The 12,869-nt window shown below is 70.5% G+C and carries 13 protein-coding genes and 2 pseudogenes; 10 read left to right on the forward strand and 5 right to left on the reverse strand.

Annotation, left to right across the window (positions count from 1 at the left end; genetic code table 11):
- Positions 1–15: 15 nt before the first annotated feature.
- Positions 16–165, forward strand: a complete 150-nt coding sequence (locus CGL27_RS49860) for a hypothetical protein (protein WP_162952796.1) — start codon at positions 16–18, stop codon at positions 163–165.
- 285 nt (positions 166–450) lie between these two features.
- Here CGL27_RS49860 and CGL27_RS07715 read toward each other — a convergent pair whose 3' ends face one another.
- Complete coding sequence (locus tag CGL27_RS07715; protein ID WP_119985501.1) at positions 451–1,917, reverse strand: helix-turn-helix transcriptional regulator; 1,467 nt, start codon at positions 1,915–1,917, stop codon at positions 451–453.
- 197 nt (positions 1,918–2,114) lie between these two features.
- Here CGL27_RS07715 and CGL27_RS07720 point away from each other — a divergent pair, with 197 nt between their 5' ends.
- Both CGL27_RS07720 and CGL27_RS07725 read left to right on the forward strand, forming a co-directional pair.
- Positions 2,115–2,813, forward strand: coding sequence for a DUF4232 domain-containing protein (locus CGL27_RS07720; RefSeq protein WP_119985503.1), 699 nt, complete (start codon positions 2,115–2,117; stop codon positions 2,811–2,813).
- 179 nt (positions 2,814–2,992) lie between these two features.
- Complete coding sequence (locus tag CGL27_RS07725) at positions 2,993–3,679, forward strand: DUF899 family protein (RefSeq protein ID WP_119994283.1); 687 nt, start codon at positions 2,993–2,995, stop codon at positions 3,677–3,679.
- A gap of 38 nt (positions 3,680–3,717) precedes the next feature.
- Here the strand turns inward: CGL27_RS07725 and CGL27_RS07730 are convergent, their stop codons facing one another.
- Together CGL27_RS07730 and CGL27_RS49865 are read right to left on the reverse strand one after the other, a co-directional pair.
- Positions 3,718–4,380 (reverse strand): HD domain-containing protein, encoded by a 663-nt coding sequence (locus CGL27_RS07730; RefSeq protein WP_162952903.1) that lies wholly within the window; start codon positions 4,378–4,380, stop codon positions 3,718–3,720.
- Positions 4,377–4,532: a DUF6616 family protein gene (locus tag CGL27_RS49865; protein WP_162952904.1), complete on the reverse strand. Its 156-nt coding sequence runs from the start codon at positions 4,530–4,532 to the stop codon at positions 4,377–4,379. The genes CGL27_RS07730 and CGL27_RS49865 overlap by 4 nt, the downstream gene beginning before the upstream one ends.
- A gap of 79 nt (positions 4,533–4,611) precedes the next feature.
- On the opposite strand from CGL27_RS49865, the gene CGL27_RS07735 reads away from it, so the two are divergent.
- Together CGL27_RS07735 and CGL27_RS07740 are read left to right on the forward strand one after the other, a co-directional pair.
- On the forward strand, positions 4,612–5,577 hold the full coding sequence (locus CGL27_RS07735; protein ID WP_240450386.1) for an AraC family transcriptional regulator: 966 nt from the start codon (positions 4,612–4,614) through the stop codon (positions 5,575–5,577).
- 18 nt (positions 5,578–5,595) lie between these two features.
- Positions 5,596–5,799: a hypothetical protein gene (locus CGL27_RS07740; RefSeq protein ID WP_203348575.1), complete on the forward strand. Its 204-nt coding sequence runs from the start codon at positions 5,596–5,598 to the stop codon at positions 5,797–5,799.
- Positions 5,800–5,808: 9 nt separating this feature from the next.
- Here the strand turns inward: CGL27_RS07740 and CGL27_RS07745 are convergent.
- Positions 5,809–6,573 (reverse strand): annotated as a pseudogene (locus CGL27_RS07745) (FAD-dependent oxidoreductase); the annotation flags it as partial.
- On the opposite strand from CGL27_RS07745, the pseudogene CGL27_RS51600 reads away from it, so the two are divergent.
- The 5 genes and pseudogenes from CGL27_RS51600 to CGL27_RS07770 all read left to right on the forward strand — a co-directional run.
- Positions 6,569–6,889, forward strand: a pseudogene (locus CGL27_RS51600) (EamA family transporter); the annotation flags it as partial. The pseudogenes CGL27_RS07745 and CGL27_RS51600 overlap by 5 nt on opposite strands.
- A gap of 324 nt (positions 6,890–7,213) precedes the next feature.
- Positions 7,214–8,404: a histidine kinase gene (locus tag CGL27_RS07755; protein WP_119994285.1), complete on the forward strand. Its 1,191-nt coding sequence runs from the start codon at positions 7,214–7,216 to the stop codon at positions 8,402–8,404.
- Positions 8,397–9,062 (forward strand): response regulator transcription factor, encoded by a 666-nt coding sequence (locus tag CGL27_RS07760; protein ID WP_119985506.1) that lies wholly within the window; start codon positions 8,397–8,399, stop codon positions 9,060–9,062. Before CGL27_RS07755 ends, CGL27_RS07760 begins: the two co-directional genes overlap by 8 nt.
- A gap of 297 nt (positions 9,063–9,359) precedes the next feature.
- Positions 9,360–10,595 carry a serine hydrolase domain-containing protein gene (locus CGL27_RS07765; RefSeq protein WP_119985508.1) on the forward strand — a complete coding sequence of 412 codons (1,236 nt, stop codon included), beginning with the start codon at positions 9,360–9,362 and terminating at the stop codon, positions 10,593–10,595.
- A gap of 67 nt (positions 10,596–10,662) precedes the next feature.
- Complete coding sequence (locus CGL27_RS07770) at positions 10,663–11,634, forward strand: phosphotransferase (RefSeq protein ID WP_119985509.1); 972 nt, start codon at positions 10,663–10,665, stop codon at positions 11,632–11,634.
- 30 nt (positions 11,635–11,664) lie between these two features.
- Here CGL27_RS07770 and CGL27_RS07775 read toward each other — a convergent pair whose 3' ends face one another.
- Positions 11,665–12,762 (reverse strand): serine hydrolase domain-containing protein, encoded by a 1,098-nt coding sequence (locus CGL27_RS07775; protein WP_240450387.1) that lies wholly within the window; start codon positions 12,760–12,762, stop codon positions 11,665–11,667.
- Positions 12,763–12,869 lie beyond the last annotated feature (107 nt).

The raw sequence follows: 12,869 nt of genomic DNA on the forward strand, positions 1-12,869 counted from the left end.
TTGGTCACTGCCGACGTGAGCAGCGATCCCCCGGGCATACCGGATGCGCGGGCCTCGATGACGCTGGGCGGGCGGGGTTACCGGACGGCGACCCGCGGCGACGCCGTGAGCAGCGCCAACGGTGCCGCCGCGGCCCACGCCTGCGGCTCGCAGGAATGCGGGTAGGGAACCGGCGTGGCGGTGGCGGAACGGGTGCCGAAGCCGTACCGGATTTCCGCTGTTCCCGTTCCCGCGGCCCGCAGAGCGCTAGCGTCGGGTTCCGTGATCGTATGGCTCAACGGCACCCACGGCGCGGGCAAGACGACGACCAGTGGTTGTCGATGCTCGCCGCAGCTGAAACCGGTCGGCCGCGGGAAGCAACCCTGGTCGCCGCCGCTGATGAGCGACTAACCGATGGCCAACACGTCGCTGCCGCGCCCGAGGGCGGACAGCCGCGTTCGGCATCCGTGGCTACTCCTCGCGCTTGGCCCACTCGCTGCTGCCCAGCGGGTAGTCGTAGCCGGGGCGGCCGGCGGCGGCGCTGGTGCGGAACGGGGAGCCGCTGTTGTCGAGGTGCACGGTGCCGTGGCGGTCGCCGCTGGACCAGTCCAGGGCGAGGTCCCAGCGGACGTCATGCGCCGTGGTGTGGGCGGTGACGTAGAAGACCTCCGGGTCGGACTCGCTGACCTTGTACGGGAAGTCGCGCTGGCCGTTCTTGACGGTGGCGGTCGGGCTGCCGTTGTCGAGGTCGACGTCGAACGACTTGGTTTCGACGTCGCCGCCGCAGCCGACGCCCATCGAGTAGTCGTTCCAGGTGAGCGGGGCGCCCTTCGCGACGACGCGTACGTGCAGCGCCTCCAGGACGACGGTGTCCTTCCCGGTGCCCTGCACGGTGAGGGCGACGCGCTGCTCCCCCGAGGAGACCGCGCCGTACGCGGCGGCCCAGCGCGGCGCGTCCGGCTCGGCGGCGGGCGGGCCGACCTGTTCGGGCTCGCTGTCGACGAGGAAGTGCTGGCTGCAGGGGCTGTCGTAGACGTAGGGGCGGGTCGCGATGTTGACCGGTGCGCCGCCGGGACGTTCGGCGGCGCTCCCGCCGCTGTGGGCGGCGGGCTCCGACGCCGGGGCGGAGGGTTTGCCGGTCTTCGCGCTCCGGGACGGGGAAGGGGAGGCCGAAGCGGACGGCCGCTTGTCGTTCCCTCGGCTTCCGGTCCCGGTGCCGGGGCCGGTGGTCGGCGTGGCGGCCCCCGCCCCCGCGGCCTTCTCGCCACCGCCGTCGTCTCCGGAGGACGGCAGATTCACGGCGAACGCGACGGCTCCCAGCACCGCGGCCACGGCGACGGACGAGACGAGCGCGGTGCGGCGCCGCCGGGACCGTACGGGAGCGGGTGGGACGGTGCCGCCGACAACCGGTTCATCCGTTCCACCGGGCTCGCGGAGCTGACCGCCCTCGGACGCCGACTCCGTTCCAGCCGCCGCGTCGGGCAGCGCAGCACCCGAATCGGCAGGGCGCGTCCCCGCCCTGGGCAGTCCGCCGCCCCCGGCGCCGGGCGCCGAATCACCAGGCGTCGGCGCGCCCTGGTGCTCCCCGGCCCCGGCCGCGACGCCCGCCCCGGCACCCGCACCACGCGCCGCCCCGCCCGGCCCCTGCTCCTTACGCCCCCGCGCCGCATGCGCCAGAATCCACCGCCGGTGCAGCTCGACCAGTTCCTCGGGGGTCGCCCGGCACACCCGCGCGACCCGCTCGACCGACGCGTAATCGGCCGGCACCACCGTGCCGTTGCAGTAGCGATGCAGCGTGGACGTGCTCATGTGCAGCCGCTTGGCGAGCGTCCCGTAGCTCAGCCCCGAGCGCTCCTTGAGCCCCCGCAGCCGCTCCGCGAACGCCTCCGCGTCCCCGGCGGCCCCCGCCGCTCCCGCGGCCCCTGTCGTCCCTGACACCGTTACTCCCCTTCCCCTGTGGCCCGGCGCGTCCCATTCCCGCGTCCCAGGTCCCTTACGTTCCCCCTGGTCAAAGCCCGTTTCTGCGTTCCAGCGTCTCCGACTGCCCGGCTTTCGTGGCAGCTGGGACGGACCGCCCCACAAGCTCCGGTCATCCAAGCACCACACCCACCGCACCACCGAAAGGGCTCACCCACATGTCCAGCATCCGTGCCTCCCGCACCCGCCTCCTGACCGCCGCCGCGACCGTCGCGGTCGCCGCCTTCTCCCTGACGGCGTGCAACGACGGAGAGGGCGTCCGCAATGAGGGCTCGTCGGCGGGCGCCTCCTCGACCGCGTCCGCCTCCGGCTCGTCCTCCCAGGAGGACGCCAAGACGGGCGCCGCCGGTTCGGACTCGGCCACGGACGTGCCCGCGGCGTCGGGGAACGGCAAGACCGACACCGGCAAGTCCGGCACCAGCGGCAAGAAGGGCGTCACCTGCCAGGGCTCCAACACCAAGACGGTCGCGGCTCCCCTGAACCGCCCCGTGAACCACATGCTGCTCACGGTCACCAACACCGGCAGCAGCACCTGCTACCTCTACGGCTACCCGGCCGTCCGCTTCGGCGAGGCCCAGTCGGAGCCGCCGGTGATCGAGGACTCGAAGCCGCAGGCCGTGGTCACGCTCGCCCCGGGCGAGTCCGGCTACTCCTCTGTGAACCTGTCGGCGGCCGACGGCAGCGGCACGAACGGCCACACCGAGAAGTCCCTCGCCGTCTACTTCCAGGGCCGCACCGCCGACGAGGAGGTCCCCTCGGCCGCCCACCCGTCACTGCCCGCGAAGGGCGCCTACATCGACGACTCCCTCAAGGTCACCTACTGGCAGCAGTCGATGGACGACGCCATCAGCTGGTAACACCACCGTCAGCCGTTGACGGTGCGAAGGAAGTGGTCCGCGTCTCCGGGTTCGCCCAGCCGTCCTACCTCCGGCCAGGAGCCGCCAAGCGGTGACATGGCCGGCACCGATGAGTTCGACGACCGAGCGAGGTCTACACATGGACACAGCAGGCCACCCACATGATCAGGGAGCGGACCATGAGCCCCGACGCACTACCGTCCGTCGTCGACGCCGATACCTGGCGGCGTCAGCTCGAAGCGCTGCGTGTACGGGAGAAGGCCGCGACCCGGGAGCTCGACGCGATCGCCGCCGAGCGCCGCCGCCTGCCGATGGTCGAGATGCCCGACTACACCCTGGAGGGCGAGAACGGCCCCGTCCGGCTGGCGGACCTTTTCGACGGCAAGAGGCAGCTGATCGTCTACAACCACATGTGGTTCCCGGGCGAGGAGTGGCAGTGCCCGGGCTGCACGGGGTTCACCTCGCAGTACACCCGGCTGGATTTCCTGGACAACTACGATGCCCGGTTCGTCATCGTCACCCAGGGCCCGATCGACGAGGCACTCGCCTACAAGCGGCGGGTCGGGAACAAGATGGCCTGGTATTCCACGGCGAACAGCCCGTTCGGTACCGACGTCGGCGCACCGCCCGGCGGAGGATTCGCGGTCAACGTGTTCCTGCGCGATGGCGACACCGTATACCGCACCTGGCACACCAACGGCCGTGGCACCGAGCAGCTCAGTCATTCCTTCGCGCTGATCGATCTCTTGCCGTACGGGCGGCAGGAGGAGTGGCAGGACTCCCCCGACGGCTGGCCACAGGCGCCCGCCTACAGCCGCTGGGCCGGCTCCGAGGACATCGCCGCGCTCTACGGCCCGAAGGCGTGAGGGTCCGCCTCCGGGCGGACCCGCGCGCTGCGGTCCTGTCAGTCCGGAACCGCCGGGGCGGCGCAGAACTCGTCCAGCCCGGGAAAGGGATTGTCCGGGCGGAGCCTGCGATACGCGGCGTCGACGAATGACACGGGCGCCCACTTCGACGGCTGCTCGTCGATCTGGTGGACCACCGTCTCGAGGATCCGCTCACGCAGATCCAGCCAGGGGAACGCCGAGTGGGCGGCGTCGAGCACGGCCCGGTCCACTTCCTCGGCGCCGAAGCCGAAGATGTCGGCGCCGATGCCGAGGTGCGTGAGGGCGACGACCGGCTGCTTGTGGACCGCGATGCCGGTCGAGGTGTGCAGCGCCACCGCGTCCCAGAGCAGGTCGGCGGTGGCATCGGACAGACCGTGATCGCGGGCGAAGCGGGCGGCTCGGAACGCGCCGTCCACTTCGAACCGGTTCGGACCGTGTCCCTCGTCGGTCAGGCCGATGTCGTGCAGCACCGTGGCGAGAAAGAGCGTCTCGTCGTCGTAGTCCGTCCCGGCGACGAGGTTTCTGGTGGCGGCGATGGAGCGAGCGTAGAAGAAGCTGCGGATGCAGTGGTTGAGCAGGTAGGCGGGGGAATGTTCGGCGGCGAAGGCGACAGCGGCCTCCGTGACCGGCGTCCGCGGCCACCCTCCGATCTCGTCCGGCAGCGTGTCGAGCGGGTTCACCGTGCCACCGTGCCCCGGCCGAGCGTCACGACGCCGCTGTCGGCGCGCTGCCGCGTGGCTTCCGCGACACCTGCGAACAGGGCGTTCCGCGTCTCCTCGGCGGCGGCGGGAAACCCGGGGTGGGGGGACCAGGTTTCGATGACGACGTGCATGTTTCGCCTCTTCTCGGTATCCGGTCGTCGGGGTGATGCGACCACGCTAGAAGGGTCGAAACCGCCGTACGATGGCCATGTGGACAACAATCCCAAGGATCTGGCCAAGGTCGCGCTGGTGGTGCAACCGGGCTTCGTCCCCTTGGATGTCGCCGTCCCACAGCAGGTGTTCGGCCGCTGGCCGGACCATCTGGCCGCCTCCCGGCCCGACGGCGCCCCCTATGAGCTGACCCTGGTGAGTCCGGCCTCCGCGCAGGGGCCGCTGGTGCCCCGCGAGGCCGCGCCGCTGGACCGGCTGGACACGGCCGACACAGTGATCGTCGCTGGGGTGGAAGACCCCACCGCGCCGCCGGACGCGGAGCTGGTCGAGCGGCTGCGTGGCGCGTACGACCGGGGCAGCCGCATGGTGTCGATCTGCACGGGCGCGTTCGCCCTCGCGGCGGCCGGAATCCTGGACGGCCGGAGCGCCACCACCCACTGGCACTGGGCGGGGCGGCTGCGGGACCGCTATCCGTCGGTGACGGTTCGTGAGGCGGAGCTCTACGTCGAGGACACCGGCGTCTTCACCTCGGCCGGTGTCCTTGCCGGAACCGACCTGTGCCTGCATCTGCTGCGGCTCGATCATGGTCAGGCGACCGCGAACGCGATGGCCCGGTTTCTGGTCAGCCCGCCGCATCGCGAAGGCGGACAGGCTCAGTTCATCGAGTCCGTCCCGCCCAGCGGCGACTCGGACATCACCGCCGTGATCACCTGGATTCTGCAGCATCTCGACGAGCCGCTCACTCTGGAGTCGGTCGGCCGGCACAGCCATATGAGCACACGGACCCTGCGTCGCAGATTCCGGGCCGCGACCGGCACGAGCGTCATGAGCTGGGTGGCTGGGCAACGTGTGGCCCGTGCCCGCGTCCTCCTCGAAACCACTCGCCTTGGCGTCGACGACATCGCGCACCGATGCGGCTTCGGCTCCGCGGAGTCGCTGCGCGTGCACTTCACCGCGCTGACCCGGAGCAGCCCGTCGAGATACCGCCGTACCTTCGCCGACTGACGCGCGGAGACGCGGGGTGTGAGGTTCACCGGCTGTGTCGCATGCTCGCGGATTCCCCCGTACACGCTCTTCCCCACTCATGGCCACATCCCCGTCCCCGCGTGGCCCTGCCTGCCCGTCCGGGCGCTGGCGCTGCGCTTCGCCGGTGATCCTGAGTACTGTGACGCGTGGCGGCCCGAGGTCGCCCTCTTCGCGTCCGGACGCCTCGTCCACGAGACCTGAACGCGCCCGTCATGACGTGAACGCGTCGACCACCTCCTGCCGACGCAGCCGGGTCTGCTTGGGCATGCGCCAGCCGAGCACGCCGACCGTGGCGCCGTTCCGGCGGTACCGCGCGACGAACCGGCCCTGCGCCATGTCCCCGTCCACGACGGTCACCTCGGCGTCGGCCGACAGCACACCATGCACTTGGATCTTGACGTCGAACTGGTCGGTCCAGAAGAAGGGGACCGGGGTGTAGGGCCGGCTCTCGCCGAGAATGGTGGCGGCCACATGACCGGCCTGCTCAGTCGCGTTGGTGCGGTTTTCCAGGCGCAGCAAGGTGTGGAAACCGCTGTGGTGCCAGCGGGCCACATCCCCTACGGCGTAGACACCGTCCGCCGCACGGCACCAGGAGTCGCATACCACTCCGTTGTCGATCTTGAGGCCGCTGCCCGCGAGCCAGTCCGTCGCCGGAACGGCACCGAACGCCAGCACGACCACATCGGCGGGCAGCACCTCGCCGGTGGCCAGCTCCACCCCCGTGACGCGTCCGTTCCGTTCGGTCAGCCCGGTCACCGCGGCGCCGAGCCGCAGATCGACTCCCTGGCCGGTGTGCAGTTCGGCGAGTTGCCCCGCCACCAGGGGGCCGAACTGGCTCTCCAGGGGCGCGGGTTGGGGTCCCGCCAGGGTGACCGCCAGGCCCATGGTCCGTGCGGTGGCGGCGATTTCCGTGCCGAGTACGCCGTCTCCCACCACCACGACGCGCGAGGAGGTCATCAGCTCTGCCCGCATGGCGCGACGCCTCAGCGGTGGCCATGGCCTGGCCCTGGCGGTGCTGTGGGCCGCATTGCTGAGCGCTCCGTACGGCGTCGCCCACGCCGGGAGCGCGCTCCTGGACCCGCGTGTGCTGTGGGTGGCCACGGTGGTGGCGGTGGTGGCGGTGGCATCCAGCGTGCTGCCGTACTCGCTCAACCTGGAGGCACTGCGCCGGATTCCTCCTCGGGTGTTCGGCGTGCTGACGAGCCTGGAACCGGCCGCCGGCGCCCTGTTCGGACTCCTCATCCTCGGACAGCGGCTGGCCTGGCCGCAGTGGCTCGGCATCACCGCGGTCGCCTTCGCCTCCATCGCCGCCACGTTCCTGGGAGCCGGGGAGCGACCGACGTCACGAGAGACCGCGGAGGGCGAACCGGCACCTGGCGGACGCCCTTCGCGGGCCGAGAGAGGGACGACATCACCGTGCCGGTCGAGTGACGCCCCGCCGGGGCGGCCGGGCACGTGTCTCTCTCGGGGAGATGAATCCGGTCGCGTCGTCGGCGGGCTGCTGACGGGGACGCATCGGCCATGCTCAAACCCCTCTCGGTCAAGCTCAAACGCCTCGCGGAAGTCATTCCTAGGAGTGACGGAGGCGGGTGCGCGAGTTCCTACTGTTACCTGGATGAGCAGAGATTCCGGTAGGTGGCCTGGGTGGGGTACTGATGCCGGGCTCATCGCGCTGACGTTGTTGCCGCCGCTGCTGGCGCAGTATTACGCGGACACGTCGAAGGCCGCGTGGTCGTCGCTGATCGGCTGTGAAGTGGTGACCCTGGCGGTCCTGGTGCTGCGACGGCGGCTGCCGGCCACGGCTTTCGTGGTGGGCCTCGGCGCGCTCGTGGTGGCGCTGGTATGGAGTGCGGGTGAGGACGCCAAGTTGACACCGCTGGCCTTCCTGCCGCTCGCGGTGCTGATTTACAACTTGGGCAGCCGCTGCACGACTTGGATGCGTACGGTGCTGGCCATGTGTGGCGGTGGCGTGATGGCCCTGGTCGGCTTGTGGGTGAACCGGGCGACGGCCAGCGCCGGTGAGTTCCGGGGCGGCGCCGATGTCCTCGCCGTCCTGGCTCCGATGCCGCTGGCGTGGACGGTGGGTTTCGCCGCGCGGACCCGGCATGCGCTGCTCGTGGCGGCCGAGCGGCGGGCGGCCGACGCGGACCGCGCGCAGCGCCTGCGGGCGGCGCAGGCCGCACAGCGGGAGCGGGCGCGGATCGCCCGCGAGATGCATGATGTTGTCGCGCACTCGCTCACCCTGCTCGTCGTACACGCGGAAACCCTGCGCGCACGCGGTGATGAACTGCCCGGCTGGGCCCGCACACAGGTCGACTCACTCGCCGCGGCGGGTCGGCAGACCGGCGGTGAGCTGCGTGATCTGCTACGGATACTGCGTGATCCCACGGACGCGGCCCCGTTGCAGCCAATGCCTGGGCTCCACGGGCTGGATGCGTTGCTGGACAGCCACCGGGCCGCGGGAGGTACGGTCGAGGTGCGCATCAGGACCGAGCTGGAGTCGTTGCCGAGTCCGGTGCAGTTGGCGGGTTATCGGATCGTGCAGGAGTCACTGGCCAACGCCCGCCGCCACGCGCCCGGGGCGCCGGTCCGGCTCACCGTCGACGGCGCCGCCGGCCAGCTGCGGTTCGAGGTGGTGAACAGCCGCGGAGCGCGGCGCGGCACCGTGGGCGCGGGGGTTGGGCTCGGCCTGGTCAGCATGCGGGAACGCGTGGACGCGCTGGGTGGCGAACTCACCGCCGGCGCGACCGAGGACGGCGGTTTCCGTGTCCTGGCCGCGATACCACTGGAGACCGCTGATGCCTGAGCAGATCAGCGTGCTCGTGGTGGACGACGAGCCGATCATCCGCGCCGGTCTGAGCGCGATCCTGGAGAGTCAGGCCGATCTCACCGTGGCCGGCACCGCGGATGACGGTGAGGAGGCCGTGGGTGCGTGTGCGCGGCTGAGGCCGGACGTGTTGTTGCTGGACATCCGCATGCCCCGGCGGGACGGGCTGTGGGCCCTGGCCGAACTGGGCCGTCGGGGGCTCCTGGGGCCGGGCCGGAGCCAGGTGCTCATGCTGACGACCTTCGACCTCGACGAGTACGTGGACGACGCGCTTGCCGCCGGGGCGGCGGGCTTCCTGCTGAAGAACAGTGCGTACGAGGAGCTCACCGGGGCGGTACGGGCGGCGGCGGCCGGGCACAGCGCGCTGAGCCCGGCGGTGACCCGCCGGATCATCGAGGGACACCTGACCACCCGGCGCCGGCCGGACGACCACGAGCTGGCCCGGCTGGCAGACCTCACCGAGCGGGAGCGCGAGGTGCTGCGGCTCGTCGGGCACGGGCTGAGCAACGCCGAGATCGCGGACCGGCTCGTGGTGAGCCTGCACACGGTGAAGACGCATGTCAGCCGCATGCTCGCGAAGACCGGCTGCCAGAGCCGGGCGCAGGCGGCGGTGCTGGCCAGGAACACCCTGTCCTGACCGTCCGCGGCGGACGGGGCGGGGCCCCGCGCCCCTCCGTGCCATTCCTCCGTGTCATTCCTCCGAGTGACCCGGGGCCCGTGAAGGGCCCACCATCGAGCGATGTGCCGAGCGCCCGTTCCCGGCTGAATGGTTCCTGTGCGGCGGAGCCTGCCGTGGACGCTCGGTATCGGGCGAAACCCACGGGCTGAGGAACCCACGGCCTTCGACGCGCAAAGCAACTGCTCACCGTCGAAGGGAACTGTCATGCCCTCACCCACATCGTCTCGCCGCCGGATCCTGCGTGGGGCTCTGACAGTGGCCTTGGCAACCGGGCTGAGCACGGCGCTCGTGGCCTGCTCGGGCGCGGACACGAGCGCGATGAAGACATCGACCGGGCAGGATGCGTCGCTCGACGCCCGGCTGGCCCCCCTCGCGCAGAAGGCGGCTGACACGGGTTCCCTGGGAGTGATCGTCCGAGTCGACCGGGGCACGGGGAGACCCCTTGCGATCGCGCGTCAGACCGCGTGGACCAAGGCCGATCACCACCTCGCGGCGAACGACCAGTTCAGGGTGGCGTCCAACACCAAGACGGTCACCGCCACCCTCATCCTCCAACAGGTCGCCGAGCACACGATCGGTCTGTCCGACCCGGTGGAGAAGTGGCTGCCGGGACTGGTCCCCCACGGGCCGGACATCACCGTGAAGATGCTGCTCAACCACACCAGCGGACTGGGCGATTACCTGCTGACCCCGCAATTCCTGCCCACCCTGACCGGTCAGGAGAAGCGCACCTGGACGGCCGAGGAACTCCTCGCGATCACCCCACAGCAGGACCCCCCGGCCGCCCCCGGCGAGAAGTACTCCTACAGCAACGCCAACTACGCGGCCCTCGGGCTGATCCTTGAGAAGGCAACCGGGAAGAGCCTGGCCGACCTGTTCGAGCAGAAGATCATCAAGCCGCTGGGGATGAAGGACACGTTCCTGTCCACGAACGCGGACTTCAGCCCCGGGAAGACGCACGCCACCGGCTACGAGCCGGACGCCCAACGCCTCCGCCGTATCCTTCCTCCCGAGCTGCACGTGCCCAAGGGCACGGCGTTCGCGGGCCCCAAGCGCCCCCACGGCAACACCGACACCACCGCCGTCGACTCGAGCTGGTCCTGGGCGGCGGGGGGCCTGGTCTCCACCGCGGCGGACTGGCAGCGGTTCCAGACCGCGTTGCTGTCCGGCAAGCTTCTGCCGGGGGCCCAGATGAAGCAGATGCTCACCGCCGTTCCCGCCCCCGAGGAGGGCGGCGGATACGGACTGGGGCTGATGGAGGTGAACACTCCCTGCGGCACCGTCTGGGGCCACACCGGCGGTCAGCCTGGCTACTCCAGTGAGATATACACGGACAAGAGCGGACGCCGAAGTGCCGCGGTCCTGACCGTCACCAACTTCGGCATCAAGGAACCGAAGGCCGCCGCCGCCAACAAGGCTCTGGTCGACGCCGCCGTCTGCACCATGCTGGGCAAGCCCCTCCCCACGGAGAGCGCCACCCCTTCCCGGTGACACGCCCGCGCGTCGGCCAACGGCTACACCAACCTCACCGACGACGCTGAAGACGGGGAAGGTCACCATGACACGCGATTCCGACGAAAGACTCACCGCCGCGGACCTGGGCATGCCCGAGGCCACAGGGAGCCGAAGGATGGACTGGGCGGCGCTGCCGCGCGAGGTGACGGCCAGGATCGAGCAGCTGCTCGGCAGCCCGGTGGCCCGCGCGATCAGCCAGCCGGGCGGGTTTTCCGAGGGCCTCGCCGCACGCGTGCGCCTGGGGAACGGCAAGCGTGCGTTCATCAAGGCGGCAAGCTCACTGATGGCACCGGCGGAGGCGGACTTTCACCGCCGTGAAATCGCAGTGTCCGAACGGCTTCCCAGGGAGGTGCCGGCGCCGCGGTTGCTCGACGCCTACGACGACGGCACCTGGGTCGTGCTGGCCTTCCAAGAGATCCCGGGACATCTGCCCGCCCAGCCCTGGCAGCGGGAGGAACTCCACAGAGTGCTCGGGGCAGTCACCGAGATGGCGGAGGTCCTGACGCCATCGCCGGTGGATCGGGCAATCCTGGCCAAGCCGCGCCTTGGAGGGTGGACGGCGATGGCGGACGATGCCGCGGTCAGAGGCAGGGTCGAGGAGCTGTCGCCGTGGGCCGCCGACCATGTCGACGAACTCGCCGCCCTGGAAGAGAACGCTTCGCTGGATGGCGCCACTCTCCTGCACGGAGACCTGTACCCGTTCAACATCATGCTGACCGCGGACCGTGTCTTCGTCGTCGACTGGCCGCACGCCTGGATCGGCCCCCGTCACTGTGATGCGGTCACCCTGATGTCGAGCGCGTCCCTCAGTGGCGTGGACCCGCAGCCGATCGCCGAGAACCACCCGCTGACCCGCGATCTCGACCCCGTCCAGATCAACGGAGTGCTCGCCTTGCACGCCGGGTTTCTCCTGCGGACCGCTGCCGCGGCCGGTCCTGACGCCGATCCCCAGATCGTGGCCATGATGACCGCGTTGGGCCTCGCCTCCCTGCGCTGGCTGCGAAAGCGGCTCTGAAACCCCCCGCCCCGGGTCAGGACGAGGAGGTCAGGTCAGGCAACTCTGTATCGCGCGGACGTAGCTTTCGGACCGATCGGAACCGATGATGCCCGATGCCATCTTGTTCATCATGTAGCTGATGGTGGTGCGGGTGTCGAGGTCCATGACGGTCAGCGAGCCGCCCCATCCTCCCCAGTAACAGGCCCGCCCCTGAGGCACGTACGGCACGGACTCGCTCTCGGGAAGCACGAACCCGATACCCCATCGCAGGGGGATGTCGAGGATGAGATCGGTTCCGTGGCTCTGTTCGTCGAAGATCACCCCGATCGTGTCGGGCGACAGCAGCCGAACGCCGTCGACGGTGCCGCCCAGCGCGAGAGCCTTGAGGATTCGGGCCACGGACCGTGCGTTCCCGTGGCCGTTGAGCGCGGGCAGGTCGGCGTGGCGCCAGGCCGGGGTGTTCGCGGCTTCGGCATTGGGCAGCGGTCCGACGACGGTCTTGAACCTCGGGCCCTGAGGGTCCAAAGCCGCCACGTCGAACGGGAGTGGGGGCGGTGGGGTGATCGGTGCGATCCGGCTCCAGTCCGCCTCCCCTGCCCCGATCTGGAAGTCGGCGCCGAGTGGTCCGGCTATCTCGTCGGCGACGAATGCCTTCATGGGCTTACCGGTCACCCGGCGCACCAGTTCGCCGACGAGGTGGCCCTGGTTCTGCGCGTGGTACCCCGACGCGGTTCCCGGTTCCCACCACGGCGCCTGGGCGGCGAGCCTCCGGGTGGCGAAGTCCCAGTCGTAGGTGTCCTCGGTACAGAACGGCGTCTCCCAACCGGACACTCCGGAGGTGTGGCTGAGGAGGTGGCGGACCTCGATGTGCTCCTTGCCGTTGGCGGCGAAGTCCGGCCAGTACTTCGCGACCGGGGCGTAGGGATCGAGCTGCCCCCGGTCGACCAGCATCAGCGCCGCGAGGTTGCACACGGTCTTGGTCGTCGACCACACATTGGTGATGGTGTCCCGGCTCCAGGGCGTACGGTGCCCCGCATCGCACCGGCCGCCCCAGATGTCGACGACGGTGTGCCCGTCGATATCCACTACCAGGCCGGCGCCCAACTCGTTACCGGTCCGAATCTGCTCGGCGAGCGCGTCTCGCACGGGCGTGAATCGCGCGTCACAGCTGCCTTGCACCTCCACCAGAGACCACCCCTCCTCGGCGAATGACCTGACATCGGCGGCGGCTACGTGCATATTCAACGGGACGG

The organism is Streptomyces sp. 11-1-2 (assembly GCF_003595545.1).
Classification (GTDB): domain Bacteria; phylum Actinomycetota; class Actinomycetes; order Streptomycetales; family Streptomycetaceae; genus Streptomyces; species Streptomyces hygroscopicus_B.

Excerpts from the sequence above, each read along its gene's own strand:
- CGL27_RS07720 (WP_119985503.1), top strand. The coding sequence starts at position 2,115 with ATGTCCAGCATCCGTGCCTCCCGCACCCGCCTCCTGACCGCCGCCGCG.
- CGL27_RS07725 (WP_119994283.1), top strand. The coding sequence starts at position 2,993 with ATGAGCCCCGACGCACTACCGTCCGTCGTCGACGCCGATACCTGGCGG.
- CGL27_RS49865 (WP_162952904.1), bottom strand. The coding sequence starts at position 4,532 with ATGCACGTCGTCATCGAAACCTGGTCCCCCCACCCCGGGTTTCCCGCC.
- CGL27_RS07755 (WP_119994285.1), top strand. The coding sequence starts at position 7,214 with ATGAGCAGAGATTCCGGTAGGTGGCCTGGGTGGGGTACTGATGCCGGG.
- CGL27_RS07760 (WP_119985506.1), top strand. The coding sequence starts at position 8,397 with ATGCCTGAGCAGATCAGCGTGCTCGTGGTGGACGACGAGCCGATCATC.
- CGL27_RS07770 (WP_119985509.1), top strand. The coding sequence starts at position 10,663 with ATGACACGCGATTCCGACGAAAGACTCACCGCCGCGGACCTGGGCATG.